Origin of the sequence: Streptomyces vietnamensis (genome assembly GCF_000830005.1) — a bacterium.
GTDB lineage: Bacteria > Actinomycetota > Actinomycetes > Streptomycetales > Streptomycetaceae > Streptomyces > Streptomyces vietnamensis.
Map to the genome: position 1 here is coordinate 5766639 of NZ_CP010407.1, position 20442 is coordinate 5787080.

A 20442-nucleotide genomic window follows, 5' to 3' on the forward strand; every position below is an offset into this window, starting at 1 on the left:
TTGTGCATCCGTTCACAAGATCGAACGAAGGTGACCCCCTCCGTGGACATCAAGACCGCTTCCTCCCTCCACAGGCTCCGGCTCGTCTCCGCGCCGGAGGCCGTCTCGTTCCTGCTCCTGCTGGTCTGCTCGGTGCTCAAGCGGACGACGGACTTCAACGCGGTTCCGGTCATGGGCGCGGTCCACGGCGCGCTCTTCGTCCTGTACGTCCTCTTCTGGCTGGACGCCTGGAACAAGACCAAGTGGAGCTTCGGCACCGCCGCCCTCTACTTCGTCCTCTCGGTGCTGCCCTTCGGCGGCTTCTACGCCGAGCGGAAGCTGAAGCGCGCGGCCGCGGACGCGGTCATCGCCTCCCGCGCCCGCGCGGAGCAGGCCGAGAGCGCGGTGAAGGCATGATCGTCGCGTTCTCCGTCACCCCCCTCGGCGTGGGGGAGGAGGTCGGCGAGTACGTCGCCGACGCCGTCCGGGTCGTCCGGGAGTCCGGCCTGCCGAACCGTACCGACGCGATGTTCACCTCGATCGAGGGCGACAGCTGGGACGAGGTCATGGACGTCGTGAAGCGCGCCGTCGCCGCCGTCGAGGCCCGCGCGCCGCGCGTCTCGGTGGTCATGAAGGTCGACATCCGCCCGGGCGTGACGGACGGCCTGACCACGAAGGTCGAGACGGTGGAGCGCCACCTCGGCGCCTGACGCCGCACTGTTCCGAAGGGACTTCGAACGGACGGAGCCCCCGGGTCCTGCCCCAGGACCTGGGGGCTCCGCGCTGCGGCCCGGCGTCACGCCGCCTCCGGCTGCGAGACCGCGATGCCCAGCGGCGTCCGCTCGTACAGCACCTGGTGGCCGTACCGCCGCGAGGTCAGCAGCCCCGCGTCCCGCAGCACCGCCAGGTGCGAGGAGACGGACGACGGCGCCCTGCCCAGGAGATGGGCGAGCGCCGTGGTCCCCATCGGCTCGGCCAGGGCGCACAGGACGTCCGCCCGCACCGGACCGAGCAGCCGGGCCAGCGCATCGGGGGTGCGGTCCCGGGGCTCGGACCACAGCCCGCCGATCCCGCGCGCCGGATAGACCACCGTCGGCTGCCACGGCGGATCGAAGCCGCTCACCACGTCCGGCCAGGTGAACACCGACGGCATCAGGACGAGCCCCTGCCCGTCCAGCGGCCGGTCGTGTTCCCCGGGATAGTCCACCCGCAGCGTGGCCGTCTCCGCCGCCCAGTCGAAGGCCGGGTGCAGCTCGCCCAGGAGCCGTTCGAGCCCGCCCTCCGCGAGCCGCCGCGAGTGGTAGGCCACGTCCGCCTCCAGGAGCGCGCGCAGCCGGGGCCACTCCGGGGCGATCAGCGCCTCGTAGGCCGCTTTCAGCAGGTCCGCGAGCCGCAGCACCGCGCCGGCGGGATCCGCGAGCAGCCGCCGCCCCTCCGGGGTGTCCGCCGCCCCCGGGGTCTCCGCGAGCGCCCGCTCGAAGTCGTCCAGGACGAGCGCGGGATCGGTCTCCCGTACGGCGGCGATCTCGTCCTCGAAGGCGGCGGCGGGGCCGAGGGGCGGGGGGTAGAGGAAGTCCGGGCTGTGCCCGCGCAGCGGCATGAGCAGCTGCAACGGCCCGAGATCGAGCTCCCGCGCGGCGCCGGCGATCCGCCGCATCCAGGGCAGGTGGTAGCCCTGCTTCGCGGGCCGCGCGAGGACGCGCACGGCGGAGTGCGTCTCCCAGAGCGGGGAGATCGCGAACCGTATCCGCAGCGGGTCGGCCTCACCGAAACGGAGGTGGTACGGCACGGGGCCCTCCGGGGGACGCGGCTGAACATTCGGCTGGAGCCGAAAGTCTAGGGCGCGGCCCCTGCGCCCGGCAGGCTGCGCCCATGCCCGAGAACGACACCCGGACGCCGACGACGGCGCCCGCGAACACCCCTGCCCCCGCACCTTCGGCGCCTGCCACAGCCACCACCGCGCCCGCGGCCCCGGCGCAGGCCGGGGCTCCCACGGCCGCGGCGGCCCCCGCGCGCCCCGCCGTTCCCGGCGCCTTCGGCGCCGCCCCGGGCGGGGGCACCGGTCCCGAGAGCGCGCCTGCCCCCGCTCCGACCGCCGGCCTCGCGGCCGCGCCCGGCAAGGTGGGCGCCCCCGACCCCCGCCCCGGCTACCGCGCCGTCTTCGCCGTCCGCGAGTTCCGGTTCGTGTTCGTGGCGCATCTGTTCTCGTTGCTCGGGGTCGTCGTCAGCGAGCTCGCGCTCACCGTGCTCGTGTACGACATGACACGGTCGCCGCTGCTCTCCTCCCTCACCTTCGCGCTCGGGTTCCTGCCGTACCTCGTCGGCGGCACCCTCCTCGCCGGGCTCACCGACCGGCTCCCGCCCCGGCGGATCCTCGTCGTCTGCGACCTCGTCTGCGCCGGCTGCGTCGCGCTCATGGTCGTGCCCGCCACCCCCGTCGCCGTCCTGCTCGTGCTGCGCTGCGCCATCGCCGTCGTCTCGCCCGTCTTCAACGGCACCCGCACGGCGACCCTCGCCGACATCCTCGGCGAGGGCGATCTGTTCGTCCTCGGGCGGTCGCTGCTGCGGATCGTGTCGCAGAGTGCGCTGCTCACCGGCTTCGCCGCCGGCGGTGTTCTCCTCACCGTCGTCCCGCCGCGCGGCGCCCTCGTCGTCACCACCGCCACCTTCCTCGCCTCCGCGCTGTTGCTGCGCCTCGGGACCGCCCGCCGTCCCGCCCGGGGGAGCGACTCGCCAGGGCTCTCCGGGACCTGGGCCGTGCTGCGGAACCGGCGCGTGCGCGCCCTGATGCTGATGTTCTGGGTGCCGCCGCTCTTCGCCGTGGTCCCCGAGGCCCTCGCCGCCCCCTACGCCGACGAGATCGGCGTCTCCACCGCCGCCCTCGGCCTCCTCATGTGCGCCCTGCCCGTCGGGACCATCACGGGCGAGCTCCTCGCCGGATCGTTCCTCTCCGCCGCCGCCCGCTCCCGGATCGTGCTGCCGCTCGCCGTCGCCGGTGTCCTGCCGTACCTCCTGTACGCGCCCCGGCCCGGCGTCGCCCTCGCGGCCGTCGCGCTCTTCCTGGCCGGCGCCACCGGCGCGTACACCCTCGGCCTCGACGCCTGGTTCGTCGCCGCCGTCCCCGAGGAGCAGCGGGGGAGGGCCATGACCCTGATGACCGCGGGCATGATGACCGTCCAGGGCGTCGGTATGGCGGGGGCAGGGGTCGCCGCCGAGTTCGCCTCCGTGCACGTGGTCGTCGCCGGTGCCGGCGTCCTCGGCACGCTCTGCCTCCTCGTCGCCGCCGTCGAGCTGCGGGCGACCGGAGACGGTGACCTGCGCGGCGACCGAAAGGCGAGACGGGGCTGACCGGCATATGACCAGTCGGTATGGTCGACGGGTGCCGAAGCCGCTCAGTCTCCCCTTCGACCCCATCGCCCGAGCCGACGAACTCTGGCAGAAGCGCTGGGGCCCGGTCCCCTCGATGGCCGCGATCACCTCGATCATGCGCGCCCACCAGATCCTCCTCGCGGAGGTCGACGCGGTCGTCAAGCCGTACGGGCTGACCTTCGCGCGGTACGAGGCCCTGGTCCTGCTCACCTTCTCCAAGGCGGGGGAGCTGCCGATGTCCAAGATCGGCGAGCGGCTGCAGGTCCACCCGACCTCGGTGACGAACACGGTGGACCGGCTGGTGAGGTCGGGGCTCGTGAGCAAGCGGCCCAACCCCAACGACGGGCGCGGCACCCTCGCCTCCATCACCGAGAAGGGGCGCGAGGTGGTCGAGGCGGCCACCCGCGACCTGATGGAGATGGAGTTCGGCCTCGGCGCGTACGACGCCGAGGAGTGCGCGGAGATCTTCGCGATGCTGCGCCCGCTGCGGGTCGCGGCGGGCGACTTCGACGAGGGCTGACCGCACCCCGTACCCGCGCGAAGATCGCCCGGATCGTGCCGTTACGCTCGACGGCATGAAATCCAGCGTGCTGACCCGCTACCGCGTCATGGCCTACGTGACCGCCGTCATGCTCCTCGTCCTGTGCGCGTGCATGGTCGCCAAGTACGGCTTCGGCGTCGGCGAGGACCTGACCTTCGCGGTCTCGCAGCTCCACGGCGTCCTCTACATCATCTACCTGATCTTCGCCTTCGACCTGGGCTCCAAGGCGAAGTGGCCGTTCGGCAAGCTGCTGTGGGTCCTGGTCTCCGGCACCATCCCCACCGCCGCGTTCTTCGTCGAGCGCAAGGTCGTCGCGGAGACGCTTCCGCTGGTCGGCGGCGCGCGGCCGGAGCCGGTCAAGGCCTGAGCATTCACCCCCGCACTGATGTGCGGGGGTTTGCCATCGACATTTACTAGGACGTCCTAGTAAATTCGAAGCATGGACGCTGACGCCATCGAGGAAGGCCGCCGTCGCTGGCAGGCCCGTTACGACAAGGCCCGCAAGCGGGACGCCGACTTCACCACGCTCTCCGGGGACGAGGTGGAGCCCGTGTACGGGCCCCGCCCCGGCGACACCTACGAGGGGTTCGAGCGCATCGGCTGGCCCGGCGAGTACCCCTTCACCCGGGGACTCCACCCGACCGGCTACCGGGGCCGGACCTGGACCATCCGCCAGTTCGCCGGCTTCGGCAACGCCGAGCAGACCAACGAGCGCTACAAGATGATCCTGGCCGCCGGCGGCGGCGGCCTCTCCGTCGCCTTCGACATGCCGACCCTCATGGGCCGCGACTCCGACGACCCCCGCTCCCTCGGCGAGGTCGGCCACTGCGGTGTCGCCATCGACTCCGCCGCCGACATGGAGGTCCTCTTCAAGGACATCCCGCTCGGCGACGTCACCACCTCCATGACGATCAGCGGCCCCGCCGTGCCCGTCTTCTGCATGTACCTCGTCGCCGCCGAGCGCCAGGGCGTCGACCCGGCCGTGCTCAACGGCACGCTCCAGACCGACATCTTCAAGGAGTACATCGCGCAGAAGGAGTGGCTCTTCGAGCCCGAGCCCCATCTGCGCCTCATCGGCGACCTGATGGAGCACTGCGCGGCGAACATCCCCGCGTACAAGCCGCTCTCGGTCTCCGGCTACCACATCCGCGAGGCCGGGGCGACGGCCGCGCAGGAGCTCGCGTACACCCTCGCCGACGGCTTCGGCTACGTCGAGCTGGGCCTGAGCCGAGGCCTGGACGTGGACGTCTTCGCGCCCGGCCTGTCCTTCTTCTTCGACGCGCACCTCGACTTCTTCGAGGAGATCGCCAAGTTCCGCGCCGCCCGCCGCATCTGGGCCCGCTGGATGAAGGAGGTCTACGGTGCCAAGACCGACAAGGCGCAGTGGCTCCGCTTCCACACCCAGACCGCCGGCGTCTCCCTCACCGCCCAGCAGCCGTACAACAACGTCGTGCGCACCGCGGTCGAGGCCCTCTCCGCCGTCCTCGGCGGCACCAACTCCCTCCACACCAACGCCCTCGACGAGACCCTCGCGCTCCCCAGCGAGCAGGCCGCCGAGATCGCGCTCCGCACCCAGCAGGTGCTGATGGAGGAGACCGGCGTCGCCAACGTCGCCGACCCGCTGGGCGGCTCCTGGTACGTCGAGCAGCTCACCGACCGCATCGAGGCCGACGCCGAGAAGATCTTCGACCAGATCAAGGAGCGCGGCCGCCGCGCCCACCCGGACGGCCGGCACCCGATCGGCCCGATCACCTCCGGCATCCTGCGCGGCATCGAGGACGGCTGGTTCACCGGCGAGATCGCCGAGTCCGCCTTCCAGTACCAGCGGTCCCTGGAGAAGGGCGACAAGCGGGTCGTCGGCGTCAACGTCCACCACGGCTCCGTCACCGGCGACCTGGAGATCCTGCGCGTCAGCCACGAGGTCGAGTGGGAGCAGGTCCGCGTCCTCGGCGAGCGCAAGGGGCGCCGTGACGACGCCAAGGTCCGCGCCTCCATCGACGCCATGCTCAAGGCCGCCCGCGACGGCTCGAACATGATCGCCCCGATGCTGGACGCCGTCCGCGCCGAGGCCACGCTCGGCGAGATCTGCGACGCCCTGCGCGACGAGTGGGGCGTCTACACGGAGCCCCCGGGCTTCTGATCCTCCACGGCACGGCAGGGGCGGTACGGGAACTCCCGTACCGCCCCTGCCGCATGAGGTGACCTACTTCGCGGCCGTGCCGAGGACCTTCGTCGGGGTGATCCGGACGACCACCCGGACCTCCTCCGGCGGCAGCTCCCGGTACTCCTGCCCGGCGCCCTCGCCCTCGTACTGCTCGGCGAGCGCCACCGCGAGCGCCCGGCCGGTGTCCTCGGCGACCGTGGCCGTACCCCGTATCTCGGCGTAGACGAGGGGGTCGTGGCGGTCGTGGACGGTGAGGCTGACCCGAGCGTCGGACCGGATGTTCTCGATCTTGCGGCGGCCGTCCCGGCTGGAGATCAGGAGTTCGTCGCCGTCCCGGCCCACCCACACCACGGAGGTCTGCGGGGAGCCGTCGGGCTGGATCGTGGCCAGCACGGCCGGGTTGACGTCGTCGAGCAAGGCGCGGACGGAGTCCGTGAGTTGAGTCGTCACGGCCGTCACCGTAGGGCGTGGCGGCGGATGCTGCGCGCGACTTTCAGCCGCCGGCCGTCGCCGCCGCGCCCAGGCCGCCCATCAGGAGCGCCGAGAGGCGGGTCGCCCAGGGGGCGTCGACCGGTTCGGCGCTGACCAGGGCGCGGTGCACGACCGCGCCCGCGACGACGTCGAAGATCAGGTCGTCGGTGGCGTCCACGGCGACCGGGTCGAAGTGGTGAGGGAGTTCGCCGCGCTGCTGGGCCCGCTCGCGGCCCGCGAGGACCAGCCGCTTCTGGCGGTCGACTATGGAGGCGCGGATGCGCTCGCGCAGCGGCTCGTCCCGGGTCGACTCGGCCACGACGGCCATGAGGGCCGTCTTCGTCTCGGGCCGTTCGAGGAGCGCCGCGAACTGCAGCACCACGTGCTCGATGTCGGCCTGGAGGGAACCCAGGTCGGGCAGTTCGAGTTCGTCGAAGAGGACGGCGACGGCGTCCACGACGAGCTCGTTCTTGTTGGCCCAGCGGCGGTAGAGGGTCGTCTTGGCGACCCCGGCGCGGCCGGCCACGTCCCCCATCGTGAGCTTGGACCAGCCCAGTTCGACCAGGGCCGCGCGGGTCGCCTCCAGGATGGCCGTGTCGGCCTCGGTGGAGCGGGGGCGCCCGGTACGGCTGCGGTGGGGCTTGGTGCGACTACACATGAAAAGTGACCATACCCGCCGGTAGGTATACCGCCAGAGGCCGGTGATGTGAGGCAGTTCACCGTACGGATCGGGCGCGCGCCCTCCCGCCGGATCCTTCCCTGGAGTTACGCTACGACCTGTAGCGAAAGGCATTGAGCGGCCTGAGCGACAACCACACAGCACCGGGTGGGGACCCGGCGCGACAGAAGGTGCCGGGTGGGGACCCGGTGCCGAACGAAGACGAAGAACCGTGTCGTCCACGCGTCTCGCACACCGGCGGGAGATGCGCGGACGGCACGGTTCAGCCATGGCTTACCGGTTACGCGCGCGGAAGGGGGAGGATGTATCCATGCAGCCCCGAAACATGTCCATGAGCGGCGTCGTCGACCTCGCCGCGGTGAAGGCGGCCGGAGAGGCCAAGGCGAAGGCGGAGCAGGTGCGCGCCGAGGCCGCCCGGCAGGGTGGTTCCGCCGCGGTGCCCCCGTCGGCCCTGGTGATCGACGTCGACGAGGCCGGCTTCGAGCGCGATGTGCTCCAGCGCTCCGCCGAGGTCCCGGTCGTCCTCGACTTCTGGGCCGAGTGGTGCGAGCCGTGCAAGCAGCTCGGCCCCCTCCTGGAGCGTCTCGCCGTCGAGTACAACGGCCGCTTCCTGCTCGCGAAGATCGACGTCGACGCCAACCAGATGCTGATGCAGCAGTTCGGCATCCAGGGAATTCCGGCCGTTTTCGCGGTGGTCGCCGGTCAGGCGCTGCCGCTGTTCCAGGGTGCGGTGCCCGAGGCGCAGATCCGGGAGACCCTCGACCAGCTGATCCAGGTCGGCGAGGAGCGCTTCGGTCTCACCGGGATCACCGTGGACGCGGACGCCTCCGAGGCCGGCGGGGCCTCCGCGCGGCCGGCCGGCCCGTACGACGCCCTCCTCGAAGCGGCCATGTCCGCGCTCGACGCGGGTGACCTGGCGGGTGCCGTCCAGGCGTACAAGAACGTGCTCGCCGACGACCCGGCCCACCCGGAGGCCAAGCTCGGCCTGGCGCAGGCCGAACTCCTCCAGCGCGTGCAGGGTCTGGACGCCGGCACCGTCCGCAAGAACGCGGCGGACGATCCGGCCGATGTCGACGCGCAGATCGCCGCCGCCGACCTCGACCTCGTGGGCGGTCACGTGCAGGACGCCTTCGGTCGTCTCGTGGAGACCGTGCGCCGCACGGCGGGCGAGGACCGGAACGCGGCGCGGCTGCGTCTCCTGGAGCTGTTCGAGGTGATCGGCGCCGACGACCCGCGGGTGACGGCGGCCCGGCAGGCCCTCGCGCGGGTGCTGTTCTAGCTGCCGTACGCGCCGGATCGTCCGACGATTTGGCAGCAGGGTGACAAAAGGCGGCCGCGCTTTACCAAAACTTGGTAATCGCGGCCGCTGTTACTTGCAGTAAATCGAACCCGGCGTTCTGTCCGCATTCATCCGATGATCTCCTGACATTCCCCGTCGCCCGAACGCACCCAGCGTGCCCGTTCGGTCCCGTCCCGCCATGACGTGGTTATCCGTCCGTTACTGCCCAGTAACGAACCCCCTTGTGCGGGGGCCCGGAATGGACCACGATCGGCGACGCTCGGTCCGAACCGCAGCCCCCGGAGACCAACCGGGATCGCGGCGAGGGTCCCCACCGAGTGGACCGGTGTTCCGGCACCGGTCGCGGACAGGGGGGTTCCCGCTCTCACCGAACGGGGCCTGTCCGATCAGGTCACGCTCCAAGGCGTGGCCCATGGTTGTCGCTCGGGGGTGATCGCCGGTGATTCGGACGCGCATCGCGCCGCCTGATGCCTCGGCGCTCTCCTTCCCGAGGACGTAGCTCTTCTCCCATCCCAGGGTGGCCCCCCGGGGCCCCTCCGGAGATGTACGTCCGAGAAGGAGGAATTCTCATGAAGTCCCAGGTTCGTGGCGGGACCAGATGGAAGCGGTTCGCCGTCGTCATGGTCCCGAGCGTGGCCGCGACGGCCGCGATCGGTGTCGGCCTCGCCCAGGGTGCGCTCGCCGCGTCCTTCAGCATTTCCGGCCAGGAATTCAAGGTCAAGGCCAACAGCCTCGTCGGTACGGACTTCGTCCAGTACGGCAGCGTGGACGCGGGCAAGGACCTCGAGGGCAAGGACTTCGCCGCCCCGGTGGCCGTGTCCGGCTTCTCCGAGGCCTGGATCACCAACATGTGCCAGTCGGTCGTCACGCCGAAGGTGCCGTTCGTCGGTGACGTCACCCTCCGCCTGGAGGCCGGCACCGAGGCCGCCAAGACCGGCAAGGACGAGGACAAGGTCTACGCGAAGGGCATCTACCTCGATGTCTCCGAGCTCAAGGCCGACGCCGAGTTCAGCAACATCGACATCGGCGTCGCGGCCGGTGCCCTCCCGAAGTCGCCGGGCAAGCCGGGCATCCAGCCCAACACCAAGGCCAACCCGTACGGCTTCGGCCAGCGCGCCGAGCAGGCCACGCTGAACAACGTGCAGCAGAAGGCCTGGGCCACCACGGCCGGCACCTTCAAGCTCCCCGACCTGCACCTGTCGCTGCACCGGGGCACGGACGCCGAGTGCTACTAGGACCGGCCGGTCCCTGAGGACCGTTCCGTCCGGAGGGGTGGGGCCGTCGCGTGCGGTCCCACCCGCCAGGTTCCTTCTCTTCATCTTTCTCAGCAACACCGCTTCCAGGGAGCTGTTCCATGAGCGCCGAGTACCCCGCCTCCCGCGAAGTCCCCAAAAAGGAGAACCGGTTCAAGGTCTGGCGGCAGACCCGGCCCTTCTGGGCGGGACTGTTCACCATGATCGGCGGCGTACCGATCGCCTACCTCCCGTACGGGGACATGCGGCTCGGCAACGTCACGCTCGCCATGCAGACGACCGCCGGGGCCGGCGCGCTGATCATCGGCGTGCTGCTCATCACCCTCGGTCTGACGATGTGGTTCCAGCCCGTCGTCCGGGTGTTCGCGGGCATCGCGGCGATCGTCCTGGCGCTCGTCTCCATCCCGGTGTCGAACTTCGGCGGCCTCGTCATCGGATTCCTGTTCGCCCTCATCGGCGGCGCCTTGTCCGCCTCCTGGGCACCCGCACCCCCGGTCGAGGAGACCGAGGACGCACAGCACGACGGTCGGCCGGAGGCCTCGGAGGAGGTCGGCGCGGAGGCCGGGACCGAGGTCGTGCCCGCGGCCGTGGTCCCCGAGCAGCGCGAGCCGGAGCAGCAGGCGACCGAAACGACGATCGACGCCAACGGCGGGAGGAACAGTGCGGGGTGACGAGAATCAGTCGGCGCTCGCGAAGCAGGGCCCGCGGCACGCGGCCCCGCGCAAGTCGCTGCTGAACAGGATCCAGGGCCCCGCGGGGAAGGCGATGGCCCTGGCGGCCATGCCGACCGCGGTGTTCGTGGGCATGGGCCTCACGCCCAAGCTCGCCCTCGCCGACGAGAAGGACATCCCCTTCGCCCCCGGCCCCTGCGTGACGCGCTCGGACGAGCCGACGCCGGAGGCGAGCGAGACGGCGAAGCCGACGGAGACCGCCAAGCCCACCGCCACCGCCACGGTCAGGCCGACGGACACCCCCTCGGCGACGGCCACGCCGTCCCCCACCGCGACGCCGTCCGGGGTCCCGACGCCCACCCCGACGCAGACCGGCCGGACGGCCGTGCCGCAGACGCAGGAGCGCGCGCAGACCGCCCCCGCGCCCACCGCGACCCCCACGGCCACCCCCTCGCCGACGCAGTCCAAGAACCCGCTGGACCCGCTGGGCCTGGGTGACGCCCTGAAGGACCTCTTCGACGGCCCGGACAAGACGCCGACGGCCACGCCCACGACGGCGGCGCCCACGGCCGCGCCCACCACGGCCGCGCCGCAGCAGACGGAGGCGCCCGCGACCGACGCGCCCGCCCCGACCGCCACCGCCACGGCCTCCGCTCCCGCCAAGCCGAAGACCGCGGAGAACCCGGCCACGGAGCGGACGAGGACGGCGATCGAGGAGGCCGCCGCGAAGACCGGCGCGAAGGTCGAGGAGCTCTCCGACGGCGCCAAGAGCCTCGAAGCCCAGAAGGACACGGACATACCCGACGGGGCCAAGCCCCGCTTCCCGTGCCCCGAGCTCGACGCGCAGGCGCTCGCCGACGCCGACCTGGAGCCGGGCATCCCGCTGCTGCCGGACGAGCCGTGGCGCCTGGAGAGCTCGCTGCTCAACCTGACCGGCCTGAAGTACCACGGCATCGTCGAGGTGAAGACCGGCAGCGGCAAGATCAAGAAGGTGCTGAAGTTCACCGCGTCCTCGGTGGACATCAAGGACCTGCACCAGCTGACGGAGCACTCCGACGGCCGCACCGCCCACGTCCGCTCCGACAAGGGCTCGACCTCGACCATCCGCAACGGCACGGTGACGATGTACACGGAGGAGCTGAAGGGCAACCTCTTCGGCATCGTCCCGATCACCTTCGGTCCCGAGTCCCCGCCCCCACTGGACGTCCCCTGGGCCTTCTTCACCAACGTGAAGCTCAAGCAGGCGGGCCAGTTCGGCGGCACCCTCAAGATCCCGGGCCTCCGCAACACGATCGAGCCCAGCTGACCCCCGTACCGCTCCGGGAGCCGCACACGACGAAGCCCCCGTCCGATCCGGACGGGGGCTTCGTCGTGCGTCACGCGGGTCAGGCGCTCTCGGCGCCGCCCAGGTGGTGGACGCGGACCATGTTGGTGGTGCCGGGGACGCCGGGGGGCGAGCCGGCGGTGATGACCATGGTGTCGCCGGCGTTGTAGCGCTGGAGCTTGAGGAGCTCGGCGTCCACGAGGTCGACCATGGCGTCCGTGTTGTCGACGAACGGGACCAGGAAGGACTCCACGCCCCAGCTCAGGGTGAGCTGGTTGCGGGTGCCCTCGTCCGTCGTGAAGGCGAGGATCGGCTGCTGCGTGCGGTAGCGCGACAGGCGGCGCGCGGTGTCGCCGGACTGGGTGAAGGCGATCAGTGCCTTGCCGTCCAGGAAGTCGGCGATCTCGCAGGCCGCGCGGGCGACGGAGCCGCCCTGGGTGCGCGGCTTCTTGCCCGGGACCAGGGGCTGGAGGCCCTTGGAGAGCAGCTCCTCCTCGGCCGCGGCGACGATCTTCGACATCGTCTTCACGGTCTCGATCGGGTAGGCGCCGACCGAGGACTCGGCCGACAGCATGACCGCGTCCGCGCCGTCCAGGATCGCGTTGGCGACGTCGCTCGCCTCGGCGCGGGTCGGCCGCGAGTTGGTGATCATCGACTCCATCATCTGGGTGGCGACGATGACGGGCTTGGCGTTGCGGCGACACATCTCCACGAGGCGCTTCTGCACCATCGGGACCTTCTCGAGCGGGTACTCCACGGCGAGGTCGCCACGGGCCACCATGACCGCGTCGAAGGCGGCGACGACGTCCGCCATGTTCTCGACGGCCTGCGGCTTCTCGACCTTGGCGATGACGGGGACCCGGCGGCCCTCCTCGTCCATCACCTTGTGGACGTCCTTGACGTCGTTGGCGTCGCGGACGAAGGACAGGGCGACCATGTCGCAGCCCATCCGCAGGGCGAAGCGGAGGTCGTCGACGTCCTTCTCCGACAGGGCGGGGACGTTGACCGCCGCGCCGGGCAGGTTGATGCCCTTGTGGTCGGAGATGACACCGCCCTCGACCACGATGGTCTTGACGCGGGGGCCGTCGACCTCGACGACCCGCAGCTCGACGTTGCCGTCGTTGATCAGGACCTGGTCGCCCTTGGCCACGTCGCCGGGCAGACCCTTGTAGGTGGTGCCGCAGATCGACTTGTCGCCGGGGACGTCCTCGGTGGTGATGGTGAACTCGTCACCGCGCACCAGCTCGACCGGTCCCTCGGCGAAGGTCTCCAGGCGGATCTTCGGGCCCTGGAGGTCGGCGAGGACGCCGACGGCGCGCCCGATGTCCGCGGAGACCTGCCGGAGGCGGTCGTACCGCTCCTGGTGCTCGGCCTGGGACCCGTGGCTGAAGTTGAATCGGGCCACGTTCATACCGGCCTCGATGAGAGCCTTCAGCTGCTCATACGAGTCGACGGCGGGGCCCAGCGTGCAGACGATTTTGGAACGGCGCATGAGGCGGATCCTATCGGTTTGTTTCACTGCGGAATATTCCGTCTGGCGGAAAGTACAAATGGGCGGGGGTCCGCTCAGGCGTTCACTTTTCCGGTCACCAGTGCGTAGCTCTGCTGAGCGATTTCCAGCTCCTCGTCCGTCGGCACCACGGCGACCGCCACCCGCGCGTACACCGGCGAGATGATCCGGGCCTCGTCGGACCGTACGGAGTTCAGATCCGCGTCCACCGCGAGCCCCAGCTCCTCCAGGCCCGCGATCGCGGCCGCCCGCACCGGCGCGGCGTTCTCGCCGACCCCGGCCGTGAACGCCACCGCGTCCACCCGGCCGAGCACCGCGTAGTACGCGCCGATGTACTTCTTCAGGCGGTGGACGTAGATGTCGAAGGCGAGCGCCGCCCGCTCGTCGCCCTCGTCGATCCGCCGGCGGATCTCCCGCATGTCGTTGTCGCCGCAGAGCCCCACCAGACCGGACTTCTTGTTCAGCAGTACGTCGATCTCGTCCGCCGACATGCCCGCCACCCGCTTCAGGTGGAAGGTCACCGCCGGGTCGATGTCGCCCGAGCGGGTGCCCATGACCAGGCCCTCCAGGGGAGTCAGACCCATCGAGGTGTCCACGCACCGGCCGCCCCGCACCGCCGAGGCGGAGGCGCCGTTCCCCAGGTGCAGCACGATCACGTTCACCTCCTCCGGCTCCTTCCCGAGCAGCCGCGCGGTCTCCCGCGAGACGTACGCGTGCGAGGTGCCGTGGAAGCCGTACCGGCGGATCCGGTGCTTGTCGGCGGTCTCCACGTCGATCGCGTACCGCGCCGCCGACTCCGGCATCGTGGTGTGGAAGGCGGTGTCGAAGACCGCCACCTGCGGCAGGTCCGGGCGCAGCGTCATCGCCGTACGGATGCCGAGGAGGTTCGCCGGGTTGTGCAGCGGCGCCACCGGCACGAGCCGCTCGATCTCCGCGAGCACCTCGTCGTCGACGACCGTCGGCTCGGTGAACCGGAGCCCGCCGTGCACCACCCGGTGGCCGATCGCCGCCAGCTCGGGGGAGTCCAGGCCCAGACCGTCCGCCGCCAGCTCCTCGGCGACCGCCTTCAGCGCGGCCGCGTGGTCGGCGATCGGCCCGGTCTTCTCGCGCTTCTCGCCGCCCCCGCCCTGCAGCGGGGTGTGCACGAGCCGGGAGGTCTCCTCGCCGATCCGCTCGACCAGGCCCTGCGCGAGCCGGCTGTCGTCCTTCATGTCGAGCAGCTGGTACTTCACCGACGAGGAACCGGAGTTGAGGACCAGTACACGGGTGGGGGTCGTCATGCCGGGAGCTCCTGACCCTGCGAGGGGACCTGGGACTGGATCGCCGTGATGGCGACCGTGTTGACGATGTCGCTGACGAGCGCGCCGCGCGAGAGGTCGTTCACGGGCTTGCGCAGGCCCTGGAGCACCGGGCCGACGGCCACGGCGCCGGCCGAACGCTGCACGGCCTTGTAGGTGTTGTTGCCGGTGTTGAGGTCCGGGAAGATCAGCACGGTCGCCTGGCCCGCCACCTCCGAACCCGGCAGCTTCGTCGCCGCGACGGAGGGCTCGACGGCCGCGTCGTACTGGATCGGGCCCTCGATCCGCAGCTCCGGATGCGCCTCGCGGACCAGCTTCGTCGCCTCCCGCACCTTGTCGACGTCGGCGCCGGAGCCCGAGGTGCCGGTGGAGTACGAGAGCATCGCGATCCGCGGCTCCACGCCGAAGCGGGCCGCGGTCGCCGCCGACTGGGCGGCGATGTCGGCGAGCTGCTCGGCGTCCGGGTCCGGGTTGACCGCGCAGTCGCCGTACACGAGGACCTTGTCGGCGAGGCACATGAAGAACACCGAGGAGACGATCGAGGCGTCCGGCTTCGTCTTGATGATCTCGAAGGCGGGCCGGATGGTCGCCGCCGTGGAGTGCACGGATCCCGACACCATCCCGTCGGCCAGGCCCTCCTGGACCATGAGGGTGCCGAAGTAGTTCACGTCCGAGACGACGTCGTACGCCAGCTCGACGGTGACGCCCTTGTGGGCCCGCAGCGCCGCGTACTTCTCCGCGAACGCGTCGCGCAGCTCCGAGGTCTGCGGGTCGATCAGCTGCGTGTCGCCCAGGTTCACGCTCAGGTCGGCGGCCTTCTTGCGGATGGCCTCCACGTCGCCGAGCAGCGTCAGGTCGCAGACGCCACGGCGGACCAGCACGTCCGCGGCGCGCAGCACCCGCTCCTCCGTGCCCTCCGGCAGCACCACCCGGCGCCGGTCGGCCCGCGCCTGTTCGAGCAGCTCGTGCTCGAACATCATCGGGGTGACCCGGCCGCTGCGCGCGACCGAGACCCGCTTGAGGAGGTCGGCGGTGTCCACGTTCCGCTCGAAGAGGCCGAGGGCGGTCTCCGCCTTCCTGGGGGTCGCCGCGCTCAGCTTGCCCTCGAGGGAGAAGAGCTCGGCCGCCGTGGGGAAGCTGGTCTCGGGTACGGAGATGACCGGCGTGCCGGGCGCGAGCCGGGAGGCCAGGGTCAGGATCTCCTCGCCGGGCCGCTCGTTCAGGGTGAGCAGCACGCCGGCGATCGGCGGGGTGCCGGCCGAGTGCGCGGCGAGCGCGCCGACGACGAGGTCGGCCCGGTCCCCGGGGGTGACGACGAGACAGCCCGGGGTCAGCGCCTTGAGGACGTTCGGCAGCGTCGCGCCGCCGAAGACGAAGCCGAGCGCGTCACGGGCGAGCCCCGCGTCGTCGCCGAGGACGACGGAGGCGCCGAGGGCGTGGGTGATCTGGGCGACCGTGGGCGCGGCGAGCGCCGGCTCGTCGGGCAGGACGTAGCAGGGCACGGGGAGCCGGGTCGCGAGCCGCTCGGCGATGGCCTCGCGGTCCTCGCCGGCCACCCGGTTGACGACCATCGCGAGCACGTCGCAGCCGAGCCCGTCGTACGCCCGGAAGGCGTTGCGCGCCTCGGCCCGTACGGACTCGGCGGGCTGGCCCTTGCCGCCGACCACCGGGATGACGGAGGCGCCGAACTCGTTGGCGAGGCGCGCGTTGAGCGCCAGCTCGTCGGGGAGCTGGGTGGCGGCGAAGTCGGTGCCCAGGACGAGGACGACCTCGTAGTCGCGGGCGACGGCGTGGAAGCGGTCGACGAGCCGGGACACCAGCTCGTCGGTGCCCCGCTCGGCCTGGAGCGCGGAGGCCTCGTGATAGTCCATGCCGTAGACCGTCGACGGGTCCTGGGTGAGCCGGTAGCGGGCGCGCAGCAGGTCGAAGAGCCGGTCGGGACGGTGGTGCACGAGGGGCCGGAACACCCCCACCCGGTCCACCTGGCGGGTGAGGAGCTCCATGACTCCCAGCTCGACGACCTGGCGGCCGTCACCGCGGTCGATCCCGGTCACGTACACGCTGCGCGTCACGCCGTGGTCTCCTGTCCAGTCCTGCGGAAGGGGCCGGAAGGGTGCCCTCGCGGCACCTTCTCCGCGGCCCGTGCGTCAATCGCCAGTGCTCAGAAAGCCCCGATAGGGCGGCATTACCCCCTTGACAATACCCCCGCCGATGGTTACGTCGCCCGCCGGACGAAGGGCCCGGGAAGCCGGGACGAAAGGCCTCCGCGGGGCCGCCGGGAGGGACGCGCGGACGCCCGACGAGCGCGCCCGCCGGTAACGGCGTGTGAGAATCGAGGTGGCTCACAACGGACCGCGACCGAGCAGGAGACCAAGCACGATGCGCATCGGAGTTCTCACCGCAGGCGGCGACTGCCCCGGCCTGAACGCAGTGATCCGGTCGGTCGTGCACCGGGCGGTCACCCACTACGGCGACGAGGTCATCGGCTTCGAGGACGGCTACGCGGGCCTGCTCGACGGCCGCTACCGCCGCCTCGACCTCGACGCCGTCAGCGGCATCCTCGCCCGCGGCGGCACCATCCTCGGCTCCTCCCGCCTGGAGCGCGACCGCTTCCGCGCGGCCTGCGACAACGCCAAGGAGCTCATCGAGAAGAGCGGCTTCGACGCGCTCGTCCCGATCGGCGGCGAGGGCACCCTCACCGCCGCCCGGATGCTCCACGAGGCCGGCGTGCCGGTCGTCGGCGTCCCCAAGACCATCGACAACGACATCTCCTCCACCGACCGCACCTTCGGCTTCGACACCGCCGTCGGCGTCGCCACCGAGGCCATGGACCGGCTCAAGACCACCGCCGAGTCCCACCAGCGGGTGATGGTCGTCGAGGTGATGGGCCGGCACGCCGGCTGGATCGCCCTGGAGTCCGGCATGGCCGGCGGCGCCCACGGCATCTGCCTGCCCGAGCGGCCCTTCGACCCGGCCGACCTGGTCAAGATGGTCGAGGAGCGCTTCTCCCGCGGCAAGAAGTTCGCCGTCATCTGCGTCGCCGAGGGCGCCCACCCCGCCGCGGGCACGATGGACTACGACAAGGGCGAGATCGACCAGTTCGGCCACGAGCGCTTCCAGGGCATCGGCACGGCCCTCGCGTACGAACTGGAGCGCCGCCTCGGCAAGGAGGCCCGCCCCGTCATCCTCGGCCACGTCCAGCGCGGCGGCACGCCGACCGCGTACGACCGGGTGCTCGCCACCCGCTTCGGCTGGCACGCGGTGGAGGCCGTGCACCGCGGCGACTTCGGCCGGATGACGGCGCTGCGCGGCACGAACGTCGAGATGGTGCCGCTGGCGGATGCCGTGACCCAGCTGAAGACGGTCCCGGAGGACCGCATGCGCGAGGCGGAGTCGGTCTTCTAGCCTCTGGCCCCGGACCCGGCCCCGGACCCTGAACGACCCGAGTGGCCCCGACCGTCCCCCGCGGACGGTCGGGGCCACTCCGTCGTACACGGCACCACCCCCGGAAATGCCGGATTCCGCCCTTGAGCCCCGGCGCGGGATCAACAAGGCTTGGGGCCTGTCCCGGACACGTCCCGACCCTGTCCGGCGGAAGGGGGAGGCGCGGATGACGCCGGGGGAGCACGTTCCCGACCCACGGGAGGCACCGAGCCCCGCCGAGGACCCCGGAGAACCGCCCGCCTGGCCCGCCGCCCCCGAAGAACCGGCACCCGGCGAGGCCCGTCCGGGGCCCCGGTCCCGGATACGGCGCGGCCTGGTCTCGGCGATCGCGCTCGCGGGCCTCGTGCTCGCCGGCGCCACGGTCGTCGGCTTCCTGAAGGACGGCCGTGCCGGGCACCCGCCCCGTACCCCCACCGCACCCGCCGCCGGGGACGTCCGCATCCGGGTGGCCGGCACCGAGTACTGCCTCGGCGAGCGGCGCGGCACCCGCACCGGCCAGGTCCACCAGCTGCCGTGCGCCGCCGCGGGCCTCCCGCGCTACTCGCTGGCGGAGCTGGGCGGCGGCCGGTGGAGGATCGTTTCGGACCACCCCGACTCCGGCCCCGGCTGCTCCGGCATAGCCTCCGGCGGCCGGATACCCGGGGCCGCGTACGAGGACTCCGGGTGCGGCGACCCGACCCGGATCGAGGCCTTCACCCTGGAGGCGTACGGCACCCCCGTCGAGGGCTACCGGATCGTTCCGGTGGGCTCGGCGACCCCCGGCAGCTGCGTCACCGTCGTCGGCGACCGCTCGGCCGCCTGGGCCCGCCTCGCCCAGGCGCCCTGCGCCCCGGACGCGGCGGGCCAGCTCTTCGACTTCGACCGGGAGGACTGACGACCGGCCGGACAGGCCCTAGGGGATCTCCACCAGCCGGGCCCTGAGCGCCGTCACCACCGCCGGGTCGAGCCCGACGTGGCCGGTGACGTACTCGTACACCGAGCCGTACCGCTCGCGCAGGTCCGCGAGGAACAGCCGGATGACGTCGGCGGGCGCCCGGCCGAAGCCCGGCCAGCGCGGCTCCTTGCCGGGGTGTGCGGCCCGCCAGTCGTCGGTCAGCCGCTCCGTGGCCAGCTCGGTGAGCGCGAAGTCCGCGAGGATCTCCTCGTCCGGGACGTCCAGGAGACCGAGGACGACGGCCGCGAGCAGACCCGTACGGTCCTTCCCGGAGTGGCAGTGGAAGACGAGCGGTTCCTCGGCGGCGGCGATCAGCTCCAGGGCCGTACGGAGCTCCTCCGCCCCGTCCTCGGCGACCTCGGCGTACCGGTCGGCGAGGTAGCGCCACGGGTCGAGCGCGGGGTCGATGGACTCCTGGTGGTAGAAGCGGTGCTCGATGGAGAGGTTGTGCCAGGAGACCCCCTCGGTCTCCGGCAGTCGGCCCTTCTCGGCGATCTCCCAGGGGTAGCGCAGGTCGATCACCGTGCCCACGCCCAGTGCCCGGAAGCGCTCCAGGTCGGCGTCCGCGAGCTTGCCGAGGGAGTCGGAGCGGTAGAGGGCCTCCCACCGCACGGTGCCGCCGTCGGCGGTCCGATAGCCGCCCAGGTCACGGAAGTTGTGGACTCGGTCGAAGTCTATGTGTCGTCTCACGGCGCCAATGTACGGGCCTGATTCACCGTCACGGACCCACCGCCAGGACCCACCGTCACGGACCCACCACCAGGACCCACCGTCACGGATCCACCGCCAGGACCCCCCGTCAGGGACCCACCTCCGCCCAGAAGTGGTCGGTGATCTCGTCCAGGTAGGCGCGCCCCTCGTCGCCGGTCGACCACCCCGAGGCGCCCCAGCTGCTGATCGCGGTCATCTGCGCGTGGTAGTCCGTGTGGAGCTGCTGGAGCGCGGACTCCACGATCCGCTTGGGCAGCGGCACCAACTTCACGATCGGCTTCACGTACGCCTGCCAGCGGGTGGTGGCCGCGCTGCGCAGCAGCTCGGCGAGGGGCCCGTCGCCGCCGGTCGCGGTGATCAGGGTGCGCGGGGTGAGGCCGAGCGCCTCGGCGAGGGCGGCCGTCTGGCGTTCGTTGCCGCGCCAGCCGCCCTCGTCCTCCATCCGCTGGTACGCGGAGGCCGACATGCCCACCCGCCGGGCGAGGTCCTCGACGGCGAGCCCGCGCGCGACCCGGTGCTCGCGGAGGCTGGCGGGGGCGGCGATCAGGTCCACGGGGGAGCACCACAGGACGCCCGCGAGGGCGGTGAGCTCCTGCTCGTTCGGGATCGCCCGGCCGCGCTCCCAGGCGACCACGGTCTCGGGGGCGACGAAGAGGCCGTACTGTGCCCGCAGGCCGTAGGCGACGTGGTCGGGGGCCATGCCGAGTCCCTCGCGGAGACGGCGCGCGGCCGGGGCGTCGAAGGGTGGGGAGGGTTGGTGCACCCGGCCACGGTAGATACGAGAAGTGACGGCT

The 20442-nt window shown here is 71.8% G+C and carries 20 protein-coding genes; 12 read left to right on the forward strand and 8 right to left on the reverse strand.

The window, feature by feature from the left end; translation table 11 throughout:
- Nucleotides 1–42: 42 nt before the first annotated feature.
- Both SVTN_RS26070 and SVTN_RS26075 read left to right on the forward strand, forming a co-directional pair.
- Nucleotides 43–396 carry a DUF3817 domain-containing protein gene (locus tag SVTN_RS26070; RefSeq protein WP_041134259.1) on the forward strand — a complete coding sequence of 118 codons (354 nt, stop codon included), beginning with the start codon at nucleotides 43–45 and terminating at the stop codon, nucleotides 394–396.
- Complete coding sequence (locus SVTN_RS26075) at nucleotides 393–689, forward strand: MTH1187 family thiamine-binding protein (RefSeq protein ID WP_041131284.1); 297 nt, start codon at nucleotides 393–395, stop codon at nucleotides 687–689. Before SVTN_RS26070 ends, SVTN_RS26075 begins: the two co-directional genes overlap by 4 nt.
- Before the next feature lie 86 nt (nucleotides 690–775).
- Here the strand turns inward: SVTN_RS26075 and SVTN_RS26080 are convergent, their stop codons facing one another.
- The gene (locus SVTN_RS26080) at nucleotides 776–1768 is read right to left on the reverse strand and encodes an ArsR/SmtB family transcription factor (protein WP_041131285.1); all 993 of its coding nucleotides are present in this window, start codon (nucleotides 1766–1768) and stop codon (nucleotides 776–778) included.
- Between the two features lie 83 nt (nucleotides 1769–1851).
- Between SVTN_RS26080 and SVTN_RS26085 the strand changes: the two genes are divergently transcribed.
- The 4 genes from SVTN_RS26085 (at nucleotide 1852) to icmA (ending at nucleotide 6029) form a co-directional block, all read left to right on the forward strand.
- Nucleotides 1852–3327: an MFS transporter gene (locus SVTN_RS26085; protein ID WP_107072768.1), complete on the forward strand. Its 1476-nt coding sequence runs from the start codon at nucleotides 1852–1854 to the stop codon at nucleotides 3325–3327.
- Between the two features lie 31 nt (nucleotides 3328–3358).
- Nucleotides 3359–3868 carry a MarR family winged helix-turn-helix transcriptional regulator gene (locus SVTN_RS26090; protein WP_041134260.1) on the forward strand — a complete coding sequence of 170 codons (510 nt, stop codon included), beginning with the start codon at nucleotides 3359–3361 and terminating at the stop codon, nucleotides 3866–3868.
- A gap of 55 nt (nucleotides 3869–3923) precedes the next feature.
- Nucleotides 3924–4256, forward strand: a complete 333-nt coding sequence (locus SVTN_RS26095) for a DUF3817 domain-containing protein (RefSeq protein ID WP_041131286.1) — start codon at nucleotides 3924–3926, stop codon at nucleotides 4254–4256.
- Between the two features lie 72 nt (nucleotides 4257–4328).
- Nucleotides 4329–6029: a coenzyme B12-dependent isobutyryl-CoA mutase large subunit gene (gene icmA, locus SVTN_RS26100; protein WP_041131287.1), complete on the forward strand. Its 1701-nt coding sequence runs from the start codon at nucleotides 4329–4331 to the stop codon at nucleotides 6027–6029.
- 63 nt (nucleotides 6030–6092) lie between these two features.
- Here the strand turns inward: icmA and SVTN_RS26105 are convergent, their stop codons facing one another.
- Complete coding sequence (locus tag SVTN_RS26105) at nucleotides 6093–6503, reverse strand: PPOX class F420-dependent oxidoreductase (protein ID WP_041134261.1); 411 nt, start codon at nucleotides 6501–6503, stop codon at nucleotides 6093–6095.
- 43 nt (nucleotides 6504–6546) lie between these two features.
- Entirely contained in the window at nucleotides 6547–7182 is a 636-nt protein-coding gene (locus tag SVTN_RS26110; protein WP_041131288.1) for a TetR/AcrR family transcriptional regulator, read from the reverse strand.
- A 331-nt stretch (nucleotides 7183–7513) separates the two neighbouring features.
- On the opposite strand from SVTN_RS26110, the gene SVTN_RS26115 reads away from it, so the two are divergent.
- From SVTN_RS26115 to SVTN_RS26130, 4 genes are all read left to right on the forward strand, one after another.
- On the forward strand, nucleotides 7514–8482 hold the full coding sequence (locus SVTN_RS26115; protein ID WP_078908505.1) for a tetratricopeptide repeat protein: 969 nt from the start codon (nucleotides 7514–7516) through the stop codon (nucleotides 8480–8482).
- A gap of 590 nt (nucleotides 8483–9072) precedes the next feature.
- Nucleotides 9073–9738 (forward strand): DUF6230 family protein, encoded by a 666-nt coding sequence (locus SVTN_RS26120; RefSeq protein WP_041131289.1) that lies wholly within the window; start codon nucleotides 9073–9075, stop codon nucleotides 9736–9738.
- Between the two features lie 119 nt (nucleotides 9739–9857).
- Nucleotides 9858–10427: a DUF6114 domain-containing protein gene (locus tag SVTN_RS26125; RefSeq protein ID WP_041131290.1), complete on the forward strand. Its 570-nt coding sequence runs from the start codon at nucleotides 9858–9860 to the stop codon at nucleotides 10425–10427.
- Nucleotides 10417–11733 carry a hypothetical protein gene (locus SVTN_RS26130; protein ID WP_041131291.1) on the forward strand — a complete coding sequence of 439 codons (1317 nt, stop codon included), beginning with the start codon at nucleotides 10417–10419 and terminating at the stop codon, nucleotides 11731–11733. The genes SVTN_RS26125 and SVTN_RS26130 overlap by 11 nt, the downstream gene beginning before the upstream one ends.
- Before the next feature lie 79 nt (nucleotides 11734–11812).
- On the opposite strand, the gene pyk is transcribed toward SVTN_RS26130, so the two are convergent.
- The 3 genes from pyk to pta all read right to left on the reverse strand — a co-directional run bounded on the left by pyk (nucleotide 11813) and on the right by pta (nucleotide 16631).
- A complete protein-coding gene (pyk, locus tag SVTN_RS26135; protein ID WP_041131292.1) occupies nucleotides 11813–13243 on the reverse strand; it encodes a pyruvate kinase in 1431 nt (476 codons plus the stop codon).
- Nucleotides 13244–13317: 74 nt separating this feature from the next.
- On the reverse strand, nucleotides 13318–14541 hold the full coding sequence (locus SVTN_RS26140; protein WP_041131293.1) for an acetate kinase: 1224 nt from the start codon (nucleotides 14539–14541) through the stop codon (nucleotides 13318–13320).
- Nucleotides 14538–16631 carry a phosphate acetyltransferase gene (gene pta / locus SVTN_RS26145; RefSeq protein WP_041131294.1) on the reverse strand — a complete coding sequence of 698 codons (2094 nt, stop codon included), beginning with the start codon at nucleotides 16629–16631 and terminating at the stop codon, nucleotides 14538–14540. The genes SVTN_RS26140 and pta overlap by 4 nt, the downstream gene beginning before the upstream one ends.
- Nucleotides 16632–16938: 307 nt before the next feature.
- On the opposite strand from pta, the gene SVTN_RS26150 reads away from it, so the two are divergent.
- Together SVTN_RS26150 and SVTN_RS26155 are read left to right on the forward strand one after the other, a co-directional pair.
- Nucleotides 16939–17964 carry an ATP-dependent 6-phosphofructokinase gene (locus tag SVTN_RS26150; protein ID WP_041131295.1) on the forward strand — a complete coding sequence of 342 codons (1026 nt, stop codon included), beginning with the start codon at nucleotides 16939–16941 and terminating at the stop codon, nucleotides 17962–17964.
- 205 nt (nucleotides 17965–18169) lie between these two features.
- A complete protein-coding gene (locus tag SVTN_RS26155; RefSeq protein WP_041131296.1) occupies nucleotides 18170–18877 on the forward strand; it encodes an RICIN domain-containing protein in 708 nt (235 codons plus the stop codon).
- 18 nt (nucleotides 18878–18895) lie between these two features.
- Here the strand turns inward: SVTN_RS26155 and SVTN_RS26160 are convergent, their stop codons facing one another.
- Together SVTN_RS26160 and SVTN_RS26165 are read right to left on the reverse strand one after the other, a co-directional pair.
- Entirely contained in the window at nucleotides 18896–19627 is a 732-nt protein-coding gene (locus SVTN_RS26160) for a tyrosine-protein phosphatase (RefSeq protein WP_041131297.1), read from the reverse strand.
- Between the two features lie 109 nt (nucleotides 19628–19736).
- On the reverse strand, nucleotides 19737–20411 hold the full coding sequence (locus SVTN_RS26165) for a helix-turn-helix domain-containing protein (RefSeq protein WP_078908506.1): 675 nt from the start codon (nucleotides 20409–20411) through the stop codon (nucleotides 19737–19739).
- Between the last annotated feature and the right edge of the window lie 31 nt (nucleotides 20412–20442).